The sequence below is a fragment of the Methanobrevibacter sp. genome (genome assembly GCF_017432245.1).
Lineage (GTDB): Archaea > Methanobacteriota > Methanobacteria > Methanobacteriales > Methanobacteriaceae > Methanobrevibacter.
Window position 1 is genome coordinate 1 of record NZ_JAFRJO010000054.1, and the last position, 22,501, is coordinate 22,501.

Below are 22,501 nucleotides of genomic sequence, written 5' to 3' on the forward strand. Positions count from 1 at the left end.
CTAATTTTCCTACATGACCGATTCCAGGAAGTGCTTCAATAAATATAGGATTATTTAAACTAACTTCTTCTAATACCTTAAATTGAGTTGTTCTCATAAGATCACCTTTAAGAACATTTTATAATATAATCAAATAATCGTAATCAAATAATTGCAAATCAAATAATCGTAACCGTAAAATCCATAAAAATAGAAAAATAAAAAATAGAATAATGGTTTTAAAACTAACAATAGCTTGCCAATTAAAAACTTCTTATTCCCTATTAAGCATCTCTTTTTTTAATTGTCTACGATATTTACCATACTTATCCTCAACAGAAAATTTTGGTGGGTAAATCACTTTCAATTCACCTCCACAATTTGGACATTGAGGTTTAAGTGTGTAAATATTGCAAACAGGACACTTCTTCATTTTCATTTTCATCTGATTCACTAATTAATTTTCAATTTCACGTAAGAATTCTCCAGTTCCATCTGCATCTTCTACAATAGCAATAGCTTTTTCTGCTGCTTCCTTCAATTGCTTTTCAGCAACCAAATAATCTGTAGAAGTTACAGTGATTCTGTAACGAGGAGCTCCAACACATTGAACTTCAATATTTTCAGCTTCTGCTGCCATAAGTGCTTCCCTAATTACATCTACACCATTTGGGTTGTAGTTTTTAATATCTACATATCCACTGATGTGAACTTCAGGCGGTTGGATGTTCTTTACAGCAACTTCAGTTATGGCATCAGCCCACTCTTGGCTAATTCCTTCTTCAGTAAGAGTTTCTGCTCCTTCTTCAGAAGCGCTTTCAAATGCACCATAGATATCACCAAAGATATCCATAAGTTCATATCCCACTTCATCGTAAGCGGTATCCAAGTCTTTATCTAAAGATTTAGCAGCCAATTCAAGGAATTTTTCAGCTTTTTGTTCAATTTTCCATTGCTGGATCTTTTTAGTCCTTTGGTCTTCTCTAATTCTTTTTAAAGAAGCATCCACATGACCTTTTTTAGGATTAACTCTTAAAACACGAGCAACAATCTTTTGATTCTCTCTTACATGATCTCGAATATTCTTTACCCAACCAGAAGAAACTTCAGAAATATGAATGAAAGCTTCCTTACCTGCATATTCTTCCAAGTTAGCAAATGCACCATAGTTTACAACTTTGTAGACGGTTCCTACAATAAGTTCTCCTTCATCTGGCCATTCTTGACTTTTTCTTACCAATTAAAACACCGAAATAAAAACAGTTAAGATATGGTTAAAAATTTAAATAATCATTTTAACCAATCTTTATTCTAAGATCACATAACAACCAATTACATTTCACTAAAATAGCTAGTTGAATAGTAATTGGCTATTAATAATTTTAAGCTTATTGTAAAACTTCATCGATGTGAGCCATGATTTTAGCTTTTCCACCACGGGATTTTACAATAGTTTTACCGCAGATGATACATTTTACATCAGAAGCTGCACGATCGAAAATGATTTGTTCATTATCACAATCTAAACATTTAACTCTTAAAAAGTTTCCTCTTCCATTACTTGCCATACAAATCACCTAGTTAGATACCCATTCAGGTTTTCCTACTCTGAAAGATTTTCTGATGTGGGATTTTCCACATTCTTTACATTTGTATCTTAAATCTAATTTTTTAACCGGCTTGTTACCACCTGGTAATGGTCTTGGATAACCTCTGTACCCTGCAGTAACTCTTCTGAATTGTCTTTGTCCCCATTTTAATTCACTAGCTTTTCTCTTTTTGGAAGTATGCACTTCATGAATAGTGTGTCTTTTACAATGTGGACAGTAAGTTCTTTTTTCTTTAGGCATTTTCATATTTTTCACCTTTAATTGATTTCTCTGTTAAAAGACTTTTAGAACTTAATTAACAGATTATATAATAAATAATTACAACAAACCACTTGGAACTGTTTAGGTTTCCATTTAGCATGAGGATAAATTATAACATACTAATAAGAACATTTTTCAGTTTCCTACGAGCATGAGAGTATCTACACATTCCTATAAAAAAATATTTTTAACATAAACATATCTGATAATCCTATTCATTCATAGGATAAACTAAATTGAAAGTTTAAAAACTATAAAAAAAGATTTAACAAACAGTAAATCTTGGAATCTAATAATTAAAAAAATATTTTAAAATAAGAAAATATCATATTATTATAGATACATTAATTATATATGATTATTATCTATATATAAACCTTTGTAATATTATATAATTTTTATATAAAAATAGTTGAATAAGATGATGGAATATGGTAGAACAGAAACTTAAAAATTTAATATTTTACTAAGCTTGCCTTATTGTTGTTAATGAGAATTTGAGCAGTGATATTCGGCAATATAACAACATCATTTGCCAAGAAAGGACCATAAATCTTTCCATCAATACCCATCATTTCACCGACATCTTCACTAATGACAACAGTTGCATTTTCTATTTCATCTCTAGCAAATAATCCTCCTCTTGTCTTATCGACTGGTTTTTTAGGAGCATCATCCCTTTTAGCATCATCAATATTACTATCAATATTATCATCAATAGCTTTATTAAAACCATCAGCATGTTCAATCTTTTTTTCCTTTACATCAAGGCCTGATGAAAATCCTAATTCAGATTGTGCAGATTCATGTCTAACTGATACATTATCCCTATTTTCTGTAGATTCGGCATTAGCGGATTCCTTTTCTTCAGCATTTGCAGATTCTGCTTTAGGCTTTTTAGGTTTTGCAAAAATCAGATTGAAGTCATCTTCACTTGGAGCAGCATAATTGGATCCTGCAGCTATAGACTTATAATAATCATCATCATAATTAGGTTCCAATTTGTCCAAATCTACAAACTGACTGTCTGGATTTTTGTAGAAATCCTCTGGACTGGTGGAAACTGAACTCTCACTTTTAGAGTCTTCTTCCACAGTAGATTGAACTTCTACTGATTCTTCTGCATCTTCAAGCTCTTGAGCAATAACTGGAGTTTCTTCTTCTTTTTCTTCAACTCCTTCAACTTCTTCGGTTTCTTCAAGCTCTTGAGCATTGTCTACATTGCCTTGGCCAGGATACAATTGATTAGCTACTTGCTTATCAATGTTTTCATAAGTTTCATCAGTGACGACTTTTGCATTCTTGATTTGATTCAACCTATCTAAAACTTCATCAGATTCACCAAGAGCCTCTGAAATCTCATCTTCCAATGAATCAGAAATATCTCTTTCATCTTCAACTGAACTAATTGATTCATAAGAATCTTCCACAAAGGAGCTTTCTTCATCCTCATCGAAATCCTCATCATATTCTTCATCATCTCCATAATTTCCTTCAATAACCGATTCTTCACTATATTCATCTAAGGAAATTCTATATCTATGACTTTTAAGAGCATCCATCAATGAGAAATATAAAGTCTCCTCCTCATCTGTAAGATTCAGTGGGGTTGTATCCAAGAGATCAAATTGAGGGTTGTCCTTCTTGAATAAAAGAAAAGATCTGTATATATTGTTATTGGCAGCTTTAGTGATTTTAGATTCCCTAAGCTCACATATTTCAGTAGCAATTCTTTGAGCATTATTGAGTAGCAATTGCTCATTTCCAAAAGGATCATTAGCTACAGAACGCTCTAAATCTTTAATGTAATCACGTAACTGCTTATAGAAATCATTATCCACTCTAGCTAGAGATGATTTGTTACGTTCTTCCTTTTGAACTCTGCGTAATACTTGAAAAAAGTCGCCTTGCATAAGAATCATTTAATTAAAATAAAGTCGCCGAAACTTAAGAAACTAAAAAGTTTAGTTAATGCTAATCGTTTTAATAAAGTTAATAATGTATAAAAAAATGTCATATGGTGTTAAATAGCTTTTTATATAAAAAAATAATGAATAAATTAATTTAAGAAAATTAATTTATTTCAGCTAAACATTTAGTCTTCAGCTTCTATTCTTGGAGCAAGCAAGAAGCTAAGTTCTCCATCTTCAGACACCATTTTAAGACTAAGGGTTAATGGCATGTCATTTCCAAGACAGATAGTTGCTATTTCAGAGAATTTATCTGCTTTAAGCATTTCTCTAATTTTTTCTAAAGAGAAAATGGATTTAGCTTTAGTGTCTATTTTTTCACCATGTAAATATTCAATATTTGCATCTCCAAACTCACCTTCAGCAGATGCATAGAAGTTTTCCTGATCTACCATTAAAGTGATTTTATCAGAGAAAATGTCCATATCCTGAATTGAGTCTTTTAAGAGTGTGAAAGGAATCTCAAATTCAGTAGGATAATCCAATGAAGGAGGTGCTGGGGAATCATATTCAATATCAATCAATCTGATTTTGAAAGTTCTTGTAGCTTCACCAACAAAAGTGAGAATAAGATTTCCTTCGTCTAATGACATTAAGACACGGTCATTAGATTTAGAACGTTTCAATACTTTCATTAACTCATCAGTGTCAATATTGATCTTTTCAGGTTCATCACAAATGAACTCATCAAACAAACTGGATTTGAGTTCGAGATGAACAAAGGTAATATGACTACGATCTAAGGCATCTAAACGAAAACCTTCACTGTCAGTTTGGATTTGTACTTCATCTACAATAGATGAAATAGCATCAAAACTGGTTTTTAAAATACTAGAATCACTTAACTCTGCTTTAAACATTAAAAATCAACTCTTGATTTAATTTTAAGCATTGATTATTTTTTTTATAAATAAAATAGCTCATTTAAGCTAAATTTTTATTTATAAATAATTATTAAAATAATGCATAATTTATTTTTTTTAAATTCTAAAATTTAATAAAATCATTTTATTTTATTATAATATTATATAAGTATTTAATCATTTATAAATCTAATCAAAAGTGAAAATTTTTTAAAAATTTTTATATGAAAAATGGAAAAATATTGAATAAAAATAAAAGAAAATTAAAATAAAATATGAAAAAATATTGGATGAAAATATTAAAAAAAGAGAATTAAATAAAATATGAAAGATATTAAAAAAGCGTGATAAAAACGAGCATATGCTCTAAGTAAATAAAAAATAGATGATATAAGATTACAAAAAAATAAAAAGATAATAAATAATAAAATAATTTAAGAAAAATTAATCTTTTCTTAAACTATTATCAAAATTGGTACCTTCAATTATTCTTCTTTTTTTCTCTTCCAATTCTTGAGCTTTTCTCATCTTTTCATCCAATTCCTCTTCACTTAAAGAATCGCCATCAAATTTTGACAAGTCAACAGACTTTTTGAATTCAGGCTTAGAACTATTAGATTCTTCAAAGGTGTCATCAGCATCATCTTCAAAATCGTATTTAGAATATTTGTCTTCTAAACCATCATTTTTTTCAGCATCTGAATTGGAATCAGCATCATCTTCAACAAGGCCTTCCTCAAGATAATCCTCTTCAATAACTTCCTCTACAGGCGCTTCCACAGGTTCCTCTATAGGTTCATCTACTGGCTCTTCAATAGGTTCATCAACAATCAAGTCATCTTCTTCGACTATATCAGAGTCATCAGTAGGAACATCTTCAGAAATCTCAACAGAATCAAATTCATCCTCATCATCATCAAAATCATATTTGGAATACTTATCTTCCAAATCGGACTCATCTGATTGTTTATTTAGTCTAGAATGAATAGGAATGATCTCATCGGAATCATCATCAGTTTCATCAGAGTCATCTGAAAGTTCTGTTGAATTAGCATATTCATGCTCTTTAAAAGAAGATTGATTTTTTTGAGATGTTAAATTTGAATCGGAATATAAAGAATTGATATCATCATCAGAAACTTTTTCTTCCTTGTCATTCTCAATTAAATCGTTAGAGGAATCAACAGATTTGTCTTTATCGCCTTTACTGGAAAAATTAGAATCTTTTTTTCTTTTAAAAATGCCAAAAATGGCATCAAAGTCATCACGAGTAATACCATCCTCGCTTAAGTCATCATAATCAATACTTTTAATATTGTTGAAAGTATCTATAATTAACGAAGACTTTGAAGAAGAGAAGAATTTCAACAAGGAAAATCCGATAATAATAAGTCCAATAATAATTAAGAATATAGCAAGCCCAGCAGTTTCACCTGACAAAACATTATCTACAACTCTATCTGAACTTGAAAAGTAATAAGTTATTCCAAGAATTAAAATCGCTAATCCTACAACAAAACCAGCTAGTGTAAGAATTGTAGAAGAATCAAAAATATCTAAAGATTTGCCTGAAGAATCTGAAGATTTTTTCTTATCATTTATCAATACCCCTTGGGCAGAAGATTTTCCAATATTTTCCTCTGCAATTTCATCTGCTAATACAATACCACTATCGTCTAGAGCGATAAAGGAATCTTCATCATCAATCTTTTCATTGCTATCCAATGATTCGCTAAATTTACTATCTGCTTCATCATCGATAGAATCATCATTTTCTATTAAATCAGCATCCTCAGCTGATTCGTTAACATTCGCTTCAATTGAATCATCTAAATTAGGATTGATAATAACTCCTCCTTCAATAGACTCATCATAAAAAGCATCAGATCTTTCCAAATCCCTATATTCATTATGAATAGGTATTATCTCATCTACCTCATCATCATCTTCAAAATCATTAGAAATTTCATAAGACTCATCATCTTCGAATTCTAATTCTTTAAAAACATCAGAGATAGATTTAGATTTAGTAAATCTAGTTTCTTTATTAGAAGTGGAATCATTAGCTCTGGGAGCTGATTCATCGTTTCCCTTAGAAACATCTTCTAAATTACTATTTTTTGAATTAGTCATTTTATCTCCTTACTTAAAAATACTAAGAATACTCACTCATCAATAATTATACACACCATAATACCCTTAGTAAAATCGCTATAAATACGATTAAATGAATAATAAACATTAAATAAATAATGAAACATTTAAAAAACTTATAATTTATTAATATTAAATTGATTTAAATTGAATCTTAAATTGAATATTAAATTTATGAAATTAATTAAATGTTTAATGTAAATCTAATTTAAACTAAACTAAAAATTAAAAATAAATTAAAAATGATTAATAATTAATCATATCCTCTCCATTTATGATGACATTTCTCACAAGTGAAGAAACGAGTTGGTGCTTCATCAGCACTACGAGTTTGAAGTAATTCATAGGATGCACGATCATGTCCACATTTAGGACAAATTTCTCGTATAGTAGAACGTAAACCGCTTTCATCTCCTCTGACTATAACATTTTCTTTAGATTCAATTTTTTTATCAATTGAATAACCGGCTTTATCTACTTCAGATGAATTATAACCACAGGTGGAACATTTTAATACAATTTTCTTTTCATCTCCCTCTTCAACTTCCTGAGGAAGAATCATACCACCACATTCTGGACAAAATTCCATAATCAACCTCCAATAAAAAAATACTACTCATTAAAAACGAAAATTAAAATTTTTAGAACTATTAATTTTAAAAACAATAAAAAATGATTATAATCTCCAATAATTATAATCTCATCAAACATTTACCTTTTCCAAATAATAATTCAAACACTGCGAAAATTTTAAAATTTCAAAGTTTTTAAATTTCGTAAATGATAATTTATTATATTATAATATATACATATAAATAAAGATTAATAAGTCATAGTATTTAAAGTTAATTTAAAAATAGGGTAAAAAATGCCTAAAAATAGTGGAAAATAGTAAAAATTTAGTAAAAAATTATAATAAATACAAATAGCTAGTATAATGAAAAATAGTAAAAAATTTATAATTTTTTTAAAAAAAAAATTGCAAATATTAATTAGTTTTTTTTAAATTAAAATTTTAGATTTTCAAAATATTCCTTGACTTGTTCAAGAATCATTTTATGATCAAAAGCTATGTTCAAGTCCTCAATATCATCAAATGAAAATACACGAATGTCTTTAGCATCATCATTGGCCTTTGCATCATCAAAATTTCCATGTGCTAAATAGAATACTGATACTGTATGCCTTCTTGGGTCACGGTCTGGATTTGAATATACATTGAATAATTCAAGTGAATGAATATCAATGGATGTTTCTTCCTTTGCTTCCCTAACGGCAGCATCTTCTGTTGTTTCACCATAATCAACAAAGCCCCCAGGCAATGCCCAATAGTCTTTAAAAGGATCATTTTTCCTTGTTATAAGTATGAATTCATGATTTTCATTATGGATAAAAATATCAACAGTCAAAGATGGAATTTTATATTTAATGCTGTCACCCCAAATAAAATTCAATGCAAAAATATTAAAAATTTTAAAAAAAATAGAAAAAGTTAAGAGTGGAACACCCTCAATAAAAAAGAATTTGGTCAAGTTTGACCAAATATAAAATTATTATAAATTTTCTTCAACCAATTCCTTGAATTCTGCAGTTTCTTCTTTTAATCTTTGAGCAGCTCTTAAAAGAGAGTCTCTAGGTCTTTTTGTCTTTTTGGTTTTAATAGTCATTACAGGAAATCCAGTAAGAGGATGGTCATAACCATAAACGGCATATAGAACATCTTCATCTTCCATGAGATATTTCCTTAAAACATTACAAAGAGAATGATATTCTGCACTGGCTTTTTCTGAATTTTTATCACTTTTGTGCTTTTTTTCATCAATCTTAAATATTAATTCTGTTTTCTTTTCATCAATCACTTCAATTTCCATGTTATCTTTTCCTTAAAGTTAAATGAACTTTTCAACAATAAAATTTACAATTTAAATTACTGAATCTAAATAATTAACTAATAATCATAATTTTTAGAAACCTTTCTTTTTTCTTTTCTATCACATACAGGACAGTATACTTCAGATTCATTGCAAGGGTCCATAATAGCTCTGCATCTAGTACACATAGCTTTTACAACACCTGAACTAATGTCTTCAGTATTCAAATCAAGGTTATCCCCCATAATTTTAACCACTTTTGCTTCAATTAAATCTCCAATTCTAAAAGCATCAGTAAGCTTATCTATATAACCAGGGGTTACTTGAGAAATATGAATAGCTGCCAAATACGGAAGAGCCAATTCACGTCTGGTTCCTTTTTTGGCATAAATGCTAATTAAAGCCCTTTGACCACGGACATCTTTCACTTCACCATATACAATATCTCCAACTTTCAATAAGTTTGGACCACCAGATTTTGATATTACAGAGATTTCCTTTTCATCTGCATCTATTAATACATTTCCTGGAACACCTGATTTCACACTTCCATCATCTTCGTATGCTCCTTGACCTGGTAAAAATTCTTCACTTACACTTAAAAAGTCACCAGGCATTACAAAATCTCCAGATTCCATTTTCATCTAAAACACCTCATAATAGACAATATGCCATTTTCAAGAAAGGGCAAATTGCCAAATTCAACATTTTATAATTCCATTTATAAAATAGGACATCGTCCGAATGATCCCATAACTCCGTTTATAGAATTAGGACAATTATCCAAGAAATAAATTTCATAATTCCATTTATAAAATTTATTCAGATTTTTGAACAATATGAAATTAAATTTGAAAAATTATTTTTCATAAATCATTCATAAATTTATTAATTATTTATATGTAAATTATTTATGTTTTTTAGTAATATATAAAAAATTCGGTTTTTAGAAATAGTTTCAATATTATAAAACAAATTAAACGAGATAAATCATTAAAAAGGTTTAAAAAATAAAAAAAATGAAAAAAATGAAGTGAGAAAAGAATAAAATGATGAAATAAAAAATGAAGTGAGAAAAGAATAAAATGATGAAATAAAAAAATGAAAAAAATAAAAAATGGGAATAAAATCCCAAACTTATTGATAATATCTATCTTCAAACAATATTTCATCCAATTGATATTTTTCCCATTCCCTTTTGTTTAAGACAATCTCTAACTCCTTAGGAGTTATAACTGGCTTTTTATACATTTGAGAATCATCAATAGCTATTCTAGGACATGCAGTTACAACAAATCCTTCAAGTTCCATATACGGAAGCAAAACATCAGGGTTTACATGGTCCATGAGAAGAATAAACGCTTCCATTCCCTCATCTTCAAGAAGTTTCTTGATTTCCTTAGCCAATTTCATCCTGTATTGGCCTTCTTTTGAGGAAACAATAATGCCCCATTTTGTAACTTCCCTTGCCTTCACGATTCTTGCAAATCTTATTCTCAATATCCTGTCTGCATAGGCACTCATTTCACGAATGTCACCACTATAAGGGTCAATGGCTAAAACAGGAGCTTTTGTGAAGAGATAGATTCCTAAAGGATGGAAATTCCCACTGCCAATAAATAAGTAAACATCAGCACCTAAATTCTTTACGGATGCAAAATTGCATCCTAAAACCTGACCTTTTCTTGTGCTTCTTGATGATCCTATAACAACTTCCTTGCCATTGTCTTCCAAAAAGTCTACAATCTCATCAAGCAAATGCAAATGCTGTGCTGTTGTGGCAATAGCTATTTTGGAATAATCCTTCAAATCTTCCAATGCCTCTTCAAGATAATCCTTGATTTTAACATTGGCCTTAGCTTCTATAAACATTGTAGGAATGCTGTATCTAAGTGGAAGAGGGGTGTGTCCATAATGAACAATGAAATCAACTATTCCATTCATCTTTCTGTCTGAAACATCACAGGCTCCAAAGCAAGGGTCTGCAGAAACAATTACAGTGGCTTCGGTTTGCTTTTCAATTTCCCTTGCAAGAGCTACAGCTTGCATCTTAAGTCCTTCTGGAAACTGCAATCCCACATTCCTAACATTTAAAGAGTTTATTTTCTTTATAACTCTTTTAAGTTCCATATCGTATAATGCCATTCTATCAACTAATTATGAAAAATATTTAAAAAATAAAGATTAACTCCTTAAGGACCTAATCTTAAAAATAGACTAAAAAAATTAAAAAAAATAAAATCTAGTCATCATGACTAGAATTAAAGTTTAGCAAATTTATATCAATGAATCCGCTACAACTTTTCCATCAACTACATCCAATTTTACAAGAGTTTTGATGTCTTCACCGGTAGCTTCCTCAACAATTCCTTTACCTTCACCTTTTTCCACTACAACTACAGTGTCAACCAAGTTTACACCAATAGATTTCAATTCATTGATTACAGCAGTAAGAGTTCCTCCTGTACTTACTACATCATCAACTAAAAGTATATTATCTCCCTCATTCAAGTCATTGATGTATAATTTGGAAGTTGCATAGCCAGTGGATTTCACGATTTCATGTTCTCCAGGCAATCCGTATTGTCTTTTACGAATAACGATGAATGGAATGCCGGTTTCTAAAGATAATGCGGTTGCAATGTGAATACCCATTGCTTCAACACCTACAATCTTATCAATTTTAGACAAATCTAAAATTTCATCTATCACTTTAGCAATCTCCTTTAAAACTGCTGGGTCCATTGCAGGCACTCCATCACTGATACCGTGAACGAAATAATCATATTCTCCTTTCTTAACAACTGGTGCTTTTCTTAATGATTCTACTAATTTTTCAAGCATTTTTTAACCCTCAACTATGATAATATTTATCTTTGACATAAGATTCAATTCAAATTTTTAATTAATGATAAAAAATAAAAAACTTAAAATCAAATTATGTATCTATATCAATAATTTTATAATAAAAGATAAATAAACTTTTATATAATATTAATTTATACATTAAAGTTAATAAGATAAACTATTATTTTTTTAGATGACTGAAAAAATAGGTACTTTAAGAAAATTAGCTAAAAATATTAATTTAAAAAAATAATTTTGTTAAAATGGAATTTAGCTAAAAGAAATAATTTTAATCCATAATCGAAAAATATCGGAGAGATATTATGTCAATGTTAGGAAGTTTAGGAGAAAACCTTACAAACACCATGAAAAAATTGGCTGGAATGAGTGTTATTGACAAAAAGGTTGTAAAGGAAGTAGTGAAGGATATTCAAAGAGCTTTAATCCAATCAGACGTAAATATCCAGCTTGTATTAAAATTATCCAAAACAATCGAAGACCGTGCACTTAATGAAGAGCCACCTAAAGGAATCACCCCAAGGGAACATGTAATTACAATCATTTATGAAGAAATGGTCAATTTGCTCGGTAGTGAAGCTAAAGAGCTTGAAATCAATAAAAAGCCATTTAAAATATTGTTCTTAGGATTGCAAGGTAGTGGTAAAACCACAACCATCGGTAAATTATGCAAATACTTACAAAGAAAAGGTTTCTCTCCAGCAGTTGTATGTACAGACACCTGGAGACCTGCAGCATATGAACAGTTAAGGCAACTCACTGAAGATATGCAAATCCAACTTTATGGAGACCCTGATAATAAGGATGCATTAGACCTTGCAGAAAAAGGTTTAAAACACTTTAAAAATCAAAAAATCATTATTTTTGATACTGCAGGTAGACATAAGAACGAAGAGGATTTAATTGAGGAAATGAACAAGTTGGATAAAATCATTGAACCTGATGAATCCATCCTCGTTATTGACGGTACAATAGGTCAACAGGCAGGTGAGCAAGCTAAAGCATTTTCACAAGCAACCGATATCGGTTCCATTATCATTTCAAAATTAGATGGTACTGCTAAAGGGGGAGGGGCTCTCTCTGCAGTAGCAGAAACTGGTGCACCTATTAAATTCATTGGTACCGGTGAGAGAATCGATGAATTTGAAGCATTTGACCCTGAAAGATTCATTTCAAGATTATTAGGTATGGGAGACATCAGAAGCCTTATCGAAAAGGCTGAAGAGGTTATTGATGAGGATGTCGCTACCAAAACCATGAACAATATGCTTAGTGGAAAATTCACTCTTATGGATATGCAGAACCAGTTTGAAATGATGAACAGCATGGGCCCTATGCAACAGGTCATGAACATGATCCCTGGCTTAGGAGGCAAGATTCCTAAAGAGGCAAGCCAAATGACCGAAGACAAGATCAGTGAATTCAAGGTTATTATGTCTTCCATGACTGAAGAGGAAATGCTCAACCCAAAAATCATTAAACAATCACGTATTCAAAGAATTGCAAGAGGTTCTGGCGTGGACGAAAACAATGTCAAGGAATTGTTAAGATACTATAACAATACTAAAAAAGCCATGAAAGGCATTGGACGTAGAGGAATGGGTGGAGGAGCCATGAATAGACTCATGGGCCAATTCATGAAATAAACATTCCACACACCAAATTAAACTACTTTTATTTTTTTATATTCATTTTTTTAAAGAGAGATTTTAATGAATCAGGAAATACTTAATAAAGCTGAAGAATTAATCAAATATACAAATGGAAATATTTGCAATCATTGCCTTGGACGTAAGTTTTCAGATTGCGTAGAGGGAAAGGGCAATGAAGATAGAGGCATTAAAATTAGAGAATCCCTAAATTTGAAAGCTTACGATGGGGAATGCGAAATATGCCATGACCTCTTCAACTTTATTGAAGAGGATGTTCTTGATTTGGTAAATGAAAAGATAGACTTACTCAAAGTTGAATTTGACACCTTTGTAGTTGGCTGCAAATTACCTAAGGAAATAGTTGAAAAGGACCAGGAAATTAGCGATGAGCTTGATTTCGATGTTGAGATAATCAAAAAGGAAGTCAACAGGGAAATCGGCAAATTGCTTGAAGCAAATCTAGAGCAAAATGTTGATTTTGATGGCGAGGATGTTCTTGTAATGGTTGACTTTAGAAGAATCCTAAAGGAAGACATTGAAAATCCAGTGAAAGTCAGACTCCAAATCAATCCTATTTTCATTGAAGGAAGATACAGAAAGCTTGTTAGAGGCATCCCTCAAACCAAATGGCCATGCACCAAATGTAAAGGCAGGGGATGTGAGGAGTGCAATTTCACAGGAAAGCAATACCCAGAATCTGTAGAGGAACTATTATCCGAAACTGTCCTAAAGCACACCAATGGATACGAAGCCAAGTTCCATGGCGCTGGAAGGGAAGACATTGACGTTAGAATGCTAGGGACAGGCAGACCATTTGTACTTGAAATCAAGGAGCCGAAGATTAGAAAAATAGACCTTGAAAAAATAGCTGATGAGGTTGCTGAAGTAGCTAAAGGGAAAACTGAATACCTAAATCTTAAGTTTACCGAAAGGAAAAGAAAAGCTGAAATTAAAGTCTCATCACCAGACACATATAAGGTTTACAGAGCATTGGTCAAATGTGAAGATGACATAAAAGAAGAGGATTTGGAAAAACTCCAATCAATTCATATGATCCAACAAAGAACCCCTATTAGAGTTTCCCATAGAAGGGCAGACAAAATCAGGGAAAAAGAAGTGAAAAACATTGAATCCAAGTTCATTGATTCAAAGACCTTTGAAATGATCATTAAAACAGAAGGCGGATTATACATTAAGGAACTTATCTCAAGTGATGAAGGAAGATCAAATCCTAGCGTGACTGAAGTTCTTGGCACACAGGCAATCTGTGCAGAATTGGATGTGATTGAAGTTGGAATCAAATAAAATGAGATTCTGCTTAAAACAACTTTTTTTAAATATTTCACAAATCCTTAAAAAACATAAACTTTATTAATATCTTAAAATATATACTTTAATACTATCAAAAATAGAAGATTGGATTATTGCTGAAATCCAGTCACTAAAATTTTATGATATTTTATAATATTTTTGATATTTTTTTCTTTCAATATATAAAATTTAGATATGTTCTAAGCAATTAAACCTACGGTTAGGGCTAAGTCTAAATAAGACTTATATATTGGCTTTTACAATGAATAGCTAAACCGAAGGGCTTAAGCTATGATATTCAACTTAAATATCGTACTGGGCTACTAGCTATTTAAAAAGATATAAAATGATGGGTTTTATATTTTTACCACATAATTAATTAAATATTAAAGAGGTATAAAAATGCAAAGATCCAGAGGATTTAAAAGTAGAAGTAGAAAAAAATTGACCAAAAGAGTAAGACCTGGTCGTGCAAATCCAATCACCAGAAGAATTCAACAATTCGAAAACGGTGATATGGTACACATTATCATCGACCCAAGTATCCAAAAAGGCCAACCTCATTCCAGATTCCATGGAAAAACTGCTAAAGTAGTGGACAAAAAAGGTAAAGCTTACATACTTGCATTAAAAGATGGTAATAAAGCAAAAGAATTAATCGTTACTCCAGAACACTTAAAATTACAAGAGTGAGTGCAATGATTGGGAAAAATACATTAGAAAAAGAGCCAATACCTGCAGCTAAAGTGAAAGAAATTCTCGAAGAGTTTTCAGAAAAACATGAACTTAGTGGTGAACAACATTTAACTTTAGCTCATGTTACTAATCTAAATAAACTTTCCCTTGAAGATGCTGAAAAATTAATTGAGGAACTCGAAATCTTTATCAGTGAAAAAGAGTTAATTATAAGTGGTGATGAAGAAAGAAAAGCTTTTGAAACCCGTAGATTAGCAGTTATTATTACTGATATTTTACCAAGAGATTTATCTGATTTACGATTAATTTTCGCAAAAGAAAGAAATGCTCCTTCAAACGATGAAATGAAGGAACTTCTTGAAATTTTAGAAAAATACGATATTAAAAAAGAGGAATAATTTAATCCTTTTTATATCCTATCTATTTTTCTATTTCTATTCTTCAATGCAAAGGTTACTTTTAAACAATTTTTACTACTTTTAACACTTATTTTTATTAAAAAATACATTTTACTTTTTTTTAAAATTTTTTTATATTTTTACAGATTTTCTATTTTTTATTTTTTAAGATTTGCCGATTACTTCAATGAATTTTTCTATTTTTAACAAAAAAGAATAAAATTATAAATATTAATAAGATAAAAATATACTAATATTATATTTAAAAAATAATAATAATTACAAAAAATAAATTATTATCGAAAAATTAAAAACAGAACAATAGCAAAATTAAAAGAAAATTTGCTAGAAAAATAAGATTTAAAATTAAAATGAGGTGAAAATATGGATAATCCAAACATTGATAATCCGAATCCGAAAAAAGAAGAGTATGTAATTATTTTAGATTATCTTAAATTTGGGTATGTAAATCCAGAAAGACCAACTGCTCACGGCAAACCTATTGCACAAGCTATTGGCGTAGACAAATTCACATTAATCGAAGTTACACCTAAGGAAGGTATTGATTTAGATATTCATGACAAAGTCTATATAGGATCTGGAAAAAGGGATAAGATAAATAGAGTAAAAGGATTATTAGACTTTGAAAACTTAACTGCAACCAGTAGAATCGAATTGGAGTATGCCATTAAGGAAATCATTTTAGCTCATGAAGACATTTATGTAAAATTCTTCAATGAAATCGATTCACTTAACATTAAGATGCATAAATTGGAGCTAATCCCAGGTATCGGTAAAAAGCACACTCAAATGATTTTGGAAGAACGTAAAAAAGAACCTTTCAAAAGCTTTGACGACTTAAAGGAAAGAGTCCCTCTTCTTGGAGATCCTGTGGATATGCTTGCAAAAAGAGTAAGGTTAGAACTTGATACAACTACCGTAAAAAGAGGTAAAAACAAGTATTACATGTTTACCCAAGTTCCTTCCAGACACCCTTCCAACAGAAAGAAAAAATACAATAAAGGCAGAGGAAGAGGTAGAAACAATAGGAACAAAGGTAGAAAACCTAATAATAGAGGTAAAAAACCTCAAAACAAACCTAAAACTGAAAACAAAGAATAAATTCTATGAGTAAAACTCTCTAAAAGAGTTGAACTCATTTTTCTATTTTTTTTAATTTTTAATTTTTGTAATCATCAATGATGTCAAATTGCATAAAACCACTATTTTAATAGCTGAAAAGGTGATTGGTTGACTGAAAAAATATCCTTAGCTAAAGAGACTAAACATATCTTACAGGAAAATGGGATTATTTTAAACAAGAACTTAGGTCAAAATTACCTTATAGACGATTTTAAAAGAAAGAAAATCATTGAATATGCGAAACTTACAAAAAAGGATACTGTACTTGAAATTGGTCCCGGTATCGGAACATTAACCATTGAACTTGCCAAGAAAGCTGGAAAAGTAATAGCTATAGAGCAAGACCCCACTATTTTTAACATATTGAAGAAACGTTTGGAAAAAGAGCAAATTGATAATGTAGAGCTTATAAACGGAGATGCAGTTAAAGTAGATTTTCCTGATTTCAATAAAATTGTTTCAAACCTCCCATATCAAATATCCTCACCAATCAGCTTTAAGTTCCTAAAGCATGACTTCGACCTTGCAATTCTAATGTATCAAAAAGAATTCGCTGATAGAATGAATGGAAAAGTAGGGACAAAACAATATTCCAGACTTTCCGCTATGCTATACTTTAAAGCAGATGTTAAGTTCCTAACAAAGGTTTCACCGGAATCATTCATACCATCTCCTAAGGTAGATTCCTCTGTTGTGGAATTGAAACCAAAAGAAAGCAAAATAGCAGATGATGACTATAAAATCTATTCAAAAGTCGTCAAGGCATTATTCCAACATAGAAACAAGAAGGCAAGAAATGCATTGATTGATTCAAGACATATAATTGGTTTTAAAGACAAAAAAGAATTGAAATCCATTTTAAACAATTTAGAAGATGGAAATCCAAGAATCAAGGAATTATTATTGGAAAGAACAATCAATCTATCTCCAGAAAACATTATGGAACTATCTATTTTATTAAAAGAGCATATTAACTGAGGGCATGAATAAAAAAATAAAAAAATAAAAATCGCCTTAATTGAGGATTATTTATGAAAATGGGAAAATTTGAAATAGAAACAGATGATTTGGTTTACATTCCATCAGATGACACCTTTCTATTGGCTGAAAATCTTGAGATAAAGAAAGGGCAAAGCGTTCTTGAAATTGGAACTGGATCAGGTCTCGTTTCCATGTATGCAAGTCTATTAACAGACGATGTTACAGCAACTGACATCAACTTCAATGCCCTTGAACTTGCTGAGAAAAACTTCCGTCTCAACAATATCAACACCATAAAACTTGAGTTCGGTGATCTCTTTGAACCTGTAAAAGATAGGAAATTTGATGTTATACTATTTAATACTCCATATCTCCCTACTGATTCAGGTGACATTATCAATGACGATTTAAATTATGCATTTGATGGTGGATTAGATGGAAGAAAAGTTATTGATAGGTTCATTAATCAAGTGTCTAATCATTTAAATGATAAGGGAATTGTGCAGATAATTCAGTCATCACTGTCTGACAATGACCTGACCTTGGATATGTTTGATAGAAACGGATTCGTTGCAGAAATAGCTGAAAGCGAGAAGTTTTTCTTTGAAGAGATTGTCTTGATAAACGCTTACAAGATTTGAATGATAAAATGAGCTCAAACAGACACAAGTTAAATAAAGATTTGAATAGTGCAGAATTTAAGGAATACTATTTTTTAAAAGAAGAATTGAAAGAATTCTGCAGAAATGAAGGATTGAAGGTTAGTGGTAGCAAAAGTCAACTGGAAGAAAGAATTATTCACTATCTGGAAACTGGAAAATCCTTAGATGATTCAAATCCTACTAAAAACAAAGCTAATTTTCAAAAATCCAATCCAAATAAAACCACTGGCTTTGAAGAAATCAGATTGGATTCCATTTTAGGTGAAAACTTCAAATGCGGCGAGGATAAAAGAGAATTCTTTAAAAAAGAAATAGGAAAAGGATTTAAATTTAAAGTTAATTTCCAAAAATGGCTGAAATCCAATCCTGAAAAAACATATCAGGATGCAATCAATGCTTATTATGACATTCAAAACTCAAAGGAAAAAACTGAAATAGAAAAGCAATTCCAATACAATCAGTACATTAGAGATTTCTTCAAGGATAATGATGATAAAACATTAGAAGATGCAATAAAATGTTGGAATTATAAAAAGAGTTTAAAAGGCCATAATAGATATGAAAACTCCGATTTAGATGCTTTAAACTAATCTATTATAAATCCAAAATAATTAAACTAAGTAAAGAATACATTTAAGGATAGAATAATCATATTTAATCATATAATCTAGCAAAAAATAAAACCAAATGGAATGATTTGATGAATCTAGAAGAGAAAAATTCAAGGGAAATAGAAGAGTTTCTTAAGTCAAAAGGAGCAGAAGTAGTTGGTTTTGCTAGTTTAGAAGGTATAAAAAACGTTCCAAAGGAATATCCAAACAGCATTTTAATAGGGATTCCAATAGAAAAGGAAGCGTTAAAAACCATTTATACAGATGATCAGTCCATATATGTGGAATCCATGAAAAGTTTGGCATTGAAGCTGAATGACATTGTTCTTGAAGGTGAGGACTACATCAAGGAGCATATGAATTACAATGCATTGGCAATGTCTCGTGAAAGGGTTGCTAAGGATTTTGAAGGTTTGGCAAGCAAAATCCCTCATAAGACAACTGGAACAAGGTCTGGACTTGGATGGATAGGAAGATGTGCACTTCTCATTAGTCCAAAATATGGAGCTGCACTTAGATTATCCACAATTCTTACAGACATGCCTATTAAAGTGGGAACACCTATAGACGATTCATTATGCGATGACTGTACAGAATGCCAGGATATTTGCCCTGTTAATGCGATAAATGACGTGAAATGGGACTCCAGAAAAGAAAGGGAAGAATATTTCGATGCAGAAAAATGCTTTGAATTCATTAAATCAGAAATGCAAAGAACTCATGGAAAAAGCTTATGTGCCAAATGCGGACTTGCTTGCCCTTACACTAAAGAATACTTAGGAATAAAAACCGACAGGGATTTAATTAAGGAAATATGATTAAAATTTAATTAAAGTTTTAATTTTTAATTTACTTCTTTAAATAGGAGTTTTTAGGGGGTTTTGCTATTTTTAATGGAAATCCATTAGATTTTTACAAAGAAGAACTGCCAAGATTCATGATTCTATCAAGAAACATTTTGAATTATTTGAAAGAGGGAAAAACACTTGAAGAAGCTTGTGCTAAGGCAGGTGTTGTTCAAAATGAGTTGAATATTTGGAAGCTTTGGGCAGATAAAGGTTTGCAGCCTTATGCAGATTTCTTTAGAGAAATTCAAAATTATAGATGATTTCAACAATACACGAAAATAAATTGCAATTTGAAAAAATAATTAAAAAATAAGTTTAAAGAATATGGAAAGAAATAAAAAGAATTTAAAAAAAGAAAAAAGAAAATTTATTTAAAAAATTAAATAAATTTATTGGATTTCAGCATTGAAGACCAATGCTGCTGGTCCTTTCATGAATGCTCCGAGTTCTCCGTCTTCCTCATAGACATTAAACTCTAAGTCCCCACCAGGTAAGTGAAGAAGAACTTCATTATCAAAAAGACCTAATTTTACACCAGCAAGTGCAGTTGAAGTTGCACCGGTACCACATGCTAAAGTAACACCAGCACCACGTTCCCAGGTTCTCATTTTTCCTTCATTCTTGCTTAATACTTCAACAAAATGAACATTGATCTTTTCTGGGAATACTTCATGGCATTCAATAGCTGGGCCATATTTGTCAATGTCTATAGCATCTACATCATCGACAAACAGGATTGCATGAGGGTTTCCTACATTGACACAAGTTGCCTTAAAGGTGGTGTCAATAACTTCAAGGTCTCCATCTACAAACTCTTGAGAATCAGCAATCATTGGAATTTCTGGAACTTTAAATGTTGATTTGCCCATATTTACCTTAAATAATACAGGTTCGCCATTTTCTACAGTGATTTCAATTGTCTTGATACCTGACTTGGTTTCAACAGTCATTGTTTCCTTTTCAACGATTTTGTTTCTGTAAACAAAGTCTCCAAAACAGCGAATACCATTTCCACACATTTCCGCTTCAGATCCATCTGGATTGAACATTCTGTATCCTATATCTGCCACTTCAGATGGGACAACAAACAATACTCCATCTCCACCTACACCAAAGTTTCTGTGGCATAATTGTCTGCATGCTTCAGCTTTGTCAGCTTCAGGAATTTGTTCCCCTTGGCTTTCATCGATGATAGGGAAATCATTACCGATACCATGCATTTTAGAGAATTTTAAACCTTTTAAATCTACCATATTTTCACCAATTGATAGTTTAGTTTTGTCAAATAATAAAATTTAAAATCTTCCTGACTTATTGTAAATGGTCAGGAATGGATTGCTTTTCAAAGATGTCATCAAAGCTTTGTGCTTCACGGATTACGAAAGACTCACCGTTTTTGACAAGAATCTCTGCTGGAAGAGGTCTTGAGTTGTAGTTTGAAGCCATTGTGTAACCGTATGCACCAGCATTTAAAATACCTAAAATGTCACCTTCTTCAATGTCTGGAAGAGGTCTGTCTCTTGCAAACAAGTCACCTGATTCACAGACATTTCCTGCTACATCCACTTCTTGAGTTGGCTCTTCATTCATTTTGTTTGCAACAACAATGTGATGGTAGGAATCGTACATAGCAGGTCTGAGCAAGGTGTTGAATCCAGCATCCACTCCGATGAATTTTCTGTAGCTTTCCTTTACGCTGTTTACTTCAACTAAGATTACAGAAGCGTCCCCTACAATGTATCTGCCTGGTTCAAGGTATAAGGTAGGTTCTCCCATGTCAAACTCTTCCAATTTCTCTTTGAATAATTTGACGTTTTCTTCAGCGAAATGTTCTAAATCCAATAATTCCTCATCAGGAGTGTAAGGAATTCCAACTCCTCCACCGAAGTCAATGAATTCAAAGTCTATTCCAGCTTCCTGGTGAACTTTTCCTGCAATGTTCATAGTGGACTCAATAGCTAATTTGAATGGTTCAGGATCAAGGATTCCGGAACCGATGTGAGAGTGCATACCTACAGGTTCAAATCCTAATTCTTTAGCTAATTTGTAAATCTCTACAGCTTCAGTTTCCATAATACCGAATTTACTCATTTCCCCACCGGTAATGCAGTGACCGTGGTGACCAGCACCTACCATAGGGTTTACTCTGAATGAGATTTTTTTGCCGTTAGGGTCAATGCTTTCTGCAAGTCTTTTAAGTGCGGAAACTGAGTCAATATTCAAGATTACATCTTCACTGTTTACGTAATCCATTTCATCGTTTCTGATGTTGTTTCCTGTAAATAGGATTCTGTCTCCAGAGAATCCCATTTTTTTACAGATGTAAACTTCCCCAGGAGATACTGCATCAATACAGCATCCTTCTTCCTCAAGGATTTTTAAAACAGCAATGTTTGTATTTGCTTTACAAGCATAGAATACTTTGAATTTAGGATAAAATTTAGTGAAAGCGTTATAGAATCTGTTGTAGTTGTCTCTAATTCTCTCTTCATCAATTACATAGATAGGAGTGCCATATTGTTCCACAAGGTCGCAAGCATCAGCACCACCAATATCCAAATGGCCTTTATCGTTTGTTTTTATATTTAAATCCATTTTGAGCCTCCGATAAAAAAAATTTTAATCA

The 22,501-nt window shown here is 31.2% G+C and carries 25 protein-coding genes and 1 pseudogene; 10 read left to right on the forward strand and 16 right to left on the reverse strand.

Annotation, left to right across the window (positions count from 1 at the left end; genetic code table 11):
- The 14 genes and pseudogenes from IJI80_RS04660 to hpt all read right to left on the reverse strand — a co-directional run.
- Positions 1-97: pseudogene (locus tag IJI80_RS04660) on the reverse strand (proteasome assembly chaperone family protein); the annotation flags it as partial.
- Positions 98-253: 156 nt separating this feature from the next.
- Positions 254-424, reverse strand: coding sequence for an RNA-protein complex protein Nop10 (locus IJI80_RS04665; RefSeq protein ID WP_292788069.1), 171 nt, complete (start codon positions 422-424; stop codon positions 254-256).
- A gap of 12 nt (positions 425-436) precedes the next feature.
- Positions 437-1,219 carry a translation initiation factor IF-2 subunit alpha gene (locus IJI80_RS04670; protein WP_292788070.1) on the reverse strand — a complete coding sequence of 261 codons (783 nt, stop codon included), beginning with the start codon at positions 1,217-1,219 and terminating at the stop codon, positions 437-439.
- Positions 1,220-1,367: 148 nt separating this feature from the next.
- Positions 1,368-1,547 carry a 30S ribosomal protein S27e gene (locus IJI80_RS04675; RefSeq protein WP_292788071.1) on the reverse strand — a complete coding sequence of 60 codons (180 nt, stop codon included), beginning with the start codon at positions 1,545-1,547 and terminating at the stop codon, positions 1,368-1,370.
- 9 nt (positions 1,548-1,556) lie between these two features.
- Complete coding sequence (locus IJI80_RS04680; RefSeq protein ID WP_012954983.1) at positions 1,557-1,835, reverse strand: 50S ribosomal protein L44e; 279 nt, start codon at positions 1,833-1,835, stop codon at positions 1,557-1,559.
- Between the two features lie 470 nt (positions 1,836-2,305).
- Entirely contained in the window at positions 2,306-3,763 is a 1,458-nt protein-coding gene (locus IJI80_RS04685) for a hypothetical protein (protein WP_292788072.1), read from the reverse strand.
- 182 nt (positions 3,764-3,945) lie between these two features.
- Positions 3,946-4,680: a proliferating cell nuclear antigen (pcna) gene (pcn, locus tag IJI80_RS04690; RefSeq protein ID WP_292788073.1), complete on the reverse strand. Its 735-nt coding sequence runs from the start codon at positions 4,678-4,680 to the stop codon at positions 3,946-3,948.
- Positions 4,681-5,127: 447 nt separating this feature from the next.
- A complete protein-coding gene (locus IJI80_RS04695) occupies positions 5,128-6,816 on the reverse strand; it encodes a hypothetical protein (protein ID WP_292788075.1) in 1,689 nt (562 codons plus the stop codon).
- A 274-nt stretch (positions 6,817-7,090) separates the two neighbouring features.
- Positions 7,091-7,426 (reverse strand): transcription factor S, encoded by a 336-nt coding sequence (locus IJI80_RS04700; RefSeq protein ID WP_292788076.1) that lies wholly within the window; start codon positions 7,424-7,426, stop codon positions 7,091-7,093.
- A gap of 418 nt (positions 7,427-7,844) precedes the next feature.
- Positions 7,845-8,291 carry an NUDIX hydrolase gene (locus IJI80_RS04705; protein ID WP_292788078.1) on the reverse strand — a complete coding sequence of 149 codons (447 nt, stop codon included), beginning with the start codon at positions 8,289-8,291 and terminating at the stop codon, positions 7,845-7,847.
- Between the two features lie 99 nt (positions 8,292-8,390).
- A complete protein-coding gene (locus IJI80_RS04710; RefSeq protein ID WP_292788079.1) occupies positions 8,391-8,708 on the reverse strand; it encodes a DNA-directed RNA polymerase subunit L in 318 nt (105 codons plus the stop codon).
- A 77-nt stretch (positions 8,709-8,785) separates the two neighbouring features.
- On the reverse strand, positions 8,786-9,352 hold the full coding sequence (locus IJI80_RS04715; RefSeq protein WP_292788081.1) for an exosome complex RNA-binding protein Csl4: 567 nt from the start codon (positions 9,350-9,352) through the stop codon (positions 8,786-8,788).
- 493 nt (positions 9,353-9,845) lie between these two features.
- A complete protein-coding gene (gene dph2 / locus IJI80_RS04720; RefSeq protein WP_292788082.1) occupies positions 9,846-10,853 on the reverse strand; it encodes a diphthamide biosynthesis enzyme Dph2 in 1,008 nt (335 codons plus the stop codon).
- Between the two features lie 132 nt (positions 10,854-10,985).
- Entirely contained in the window at positions 10,986-11,552 is a 567-nt protein-coding gene (hpt, locus tag IJI80_RS04725; protein WP_292788084.1) for a hypoxanthine/guanine phosphoribosyltransferase, read from the reverse strand.
- Between the two features lie 326 nt (positions 11,553-11,878).
- Between hpt and IJI80_RS04730 the strand changes: the two genes are divergently transcribed.
- The 10 genes from IJI80_RS04730 (at position 11,879) to IJI80_RS04775 (ending at position 20,135) form a co-directional block, all read left to right on the forward strand.
- Positions 11,879-13,219: a signal recognition particle protein Srp54 gene (locus IJI80_RS04730; RefSeq protein WP_292788086.1), complete on the forward strand. Its 1,341-nt coding sequence runs from the start codon at positions 11,879-11,881 to the stop codon at positions 13,217-13,219.
- A gap of 66 nt (positions 13,220-13,285) precedes the next feature.
- Positions 13,286-14,530, forward strand: coding sequence for a tRNA pseudouridine(54/55) synthase Pus10 (locus IJI80_RS04735; protein ID WP_292788088.1), 1,245 nt, complete (start codon positions 13,286-13,288; stop codon positions 14,528-14,530).
- Positions 14,531-14,938: 408 nt separating this feature from the next.
- On the forward strand, positions 14,939-15,229 hold the full coding sequence (locus tag IJI80_RS04740; RefSeq protein WP_292788089.1) for a 50S ribosomal protein L21e: 291 nt from the start codon (positions 14,939-14,941) through the stop codon (positions 15,227-15,229).
- A 5-nt stretch (positions 15,230-15,234) separates the two neighbouring features.
- Positions 15,235-15,630 (forward strand): RNA polymerase Rpb4 family protein, encoded by a 396-nt coding sequence (locus IJI80_RS04745; RefSeq protein WP_292788090.1) that lies wholly within the window; start codon positions 15,235-15,237, stop codon positions 15,628-15,630.
- A 384-nt stretch (positions 15,631-16,014) separates the two neighbouring features.
- Positions 16,015-16,752 carry a DUF655 domain-containing protein gene (locus tag IJI80_RS04750; protein ID WP_292788091.1) on the forward strand — a complete coding sequence of 246 codons (738 nt, stop codon included), beginning with the start codon at positions 16,015-16,017 and terminating at the stop codon, positions 16,750-16,752.
- A 129-nt stretch (positions 16,753-16,881) separates the two neighbouring features.
- A complete protein-coding gene (gene rsmA / locus IJI80_RS04755) occupies positions 16,882-17,751 on the forward strand; it encodes a 16S rRNA (adenine(1518)-N(6)/adenine(1519)-N(6))-dimethyltransferase RsmA (RefSeq protein ID WP_292788092.1) in 870 nt (289 codons plus the stop codon).
- A gap of 59 nt (positions 17,752-17,810) precedes the next feature.
- A complete protein-coding gene (locus tag IJI80_RS04760; RefSeq protein ID WP_292788100.1) occupies positions 17,811-18,395 on the forward strand; it encodes a HemK2/MTQ2 family protein methyltransferase in 585 nt (194 codons plus the stop codon).
- 8 nt (positions 18,396-18,403) lie between these two features.
- On the forward strand, positions 18,404-19,006 hold the full coding sequence (locus IJI80_RS04765; protein WP_292788093.1) for a DUF6434 domain-containing protein: 603 nt from the start codon (positions 18,404-18,406) through the stop codon (positions 19,004-19,006).
- 110 nt (positions 19,007-19,116) lie between these two features.
- The gene (locus tag IJI80_RS04770; RefSeq protein WP_292788095.1) at positions 19,117-19,845 is read left to right on the forward strand and encodes a 4Fe-4S double cluster binding domain-containing protein; all 729 of its coding nucleotides are present in this window, start codon (positions 19,117-19,119) and stop codon (positions 19,843-19,845) included.
- 119 nt (positions 19,846-19,964) lie between these two features.
- On the forward strand, positions 19,965-20,135 hold the full coding sequence (locus tag IJI80_RS04775; protein WP_292788097.1) for a hypothetical protein: 171 nt from the start codon (positions 19,965-19,967) through the stop codon (positions 20,133-20,135).
- A gap of 129 nt (positions 20,136-20,264) precedes the next feature.
- Here the strand turns inward: IJI80_RS04775 and dapF are convergent, their stop codons facing one another.
- Together dapF and lysA are read right to left on the reverse strand one after the other, a co-directional pair.
- Entirely contained in the window at positions 20,265-21,128 is an 864-nt protein-coding gene (gene dapF, locus IJI80_RS04780; RefSeq protein WP_292788098.1) for a diaminopimelate epimerase, read from the reverse strand.
- Between the two features lie 58 nt (positions 21,129-21,186).
- Positions 21,187-22,470 carry a diaminopimelate decarboxylase gene (gene lysA, locus IJI80_RS04785; protein ID WP_292788099.1) on the reverse strand — a complete coding sequence of 428 codons (1,284 nt, stop codon included), beginning with the start codon at positions 22,468-22,470 and terminating at the stop codon, positions 21,187-21,189.
- Between the last annotated feature and the right edge of the window lie 31 nt (positions 22,471-22,501).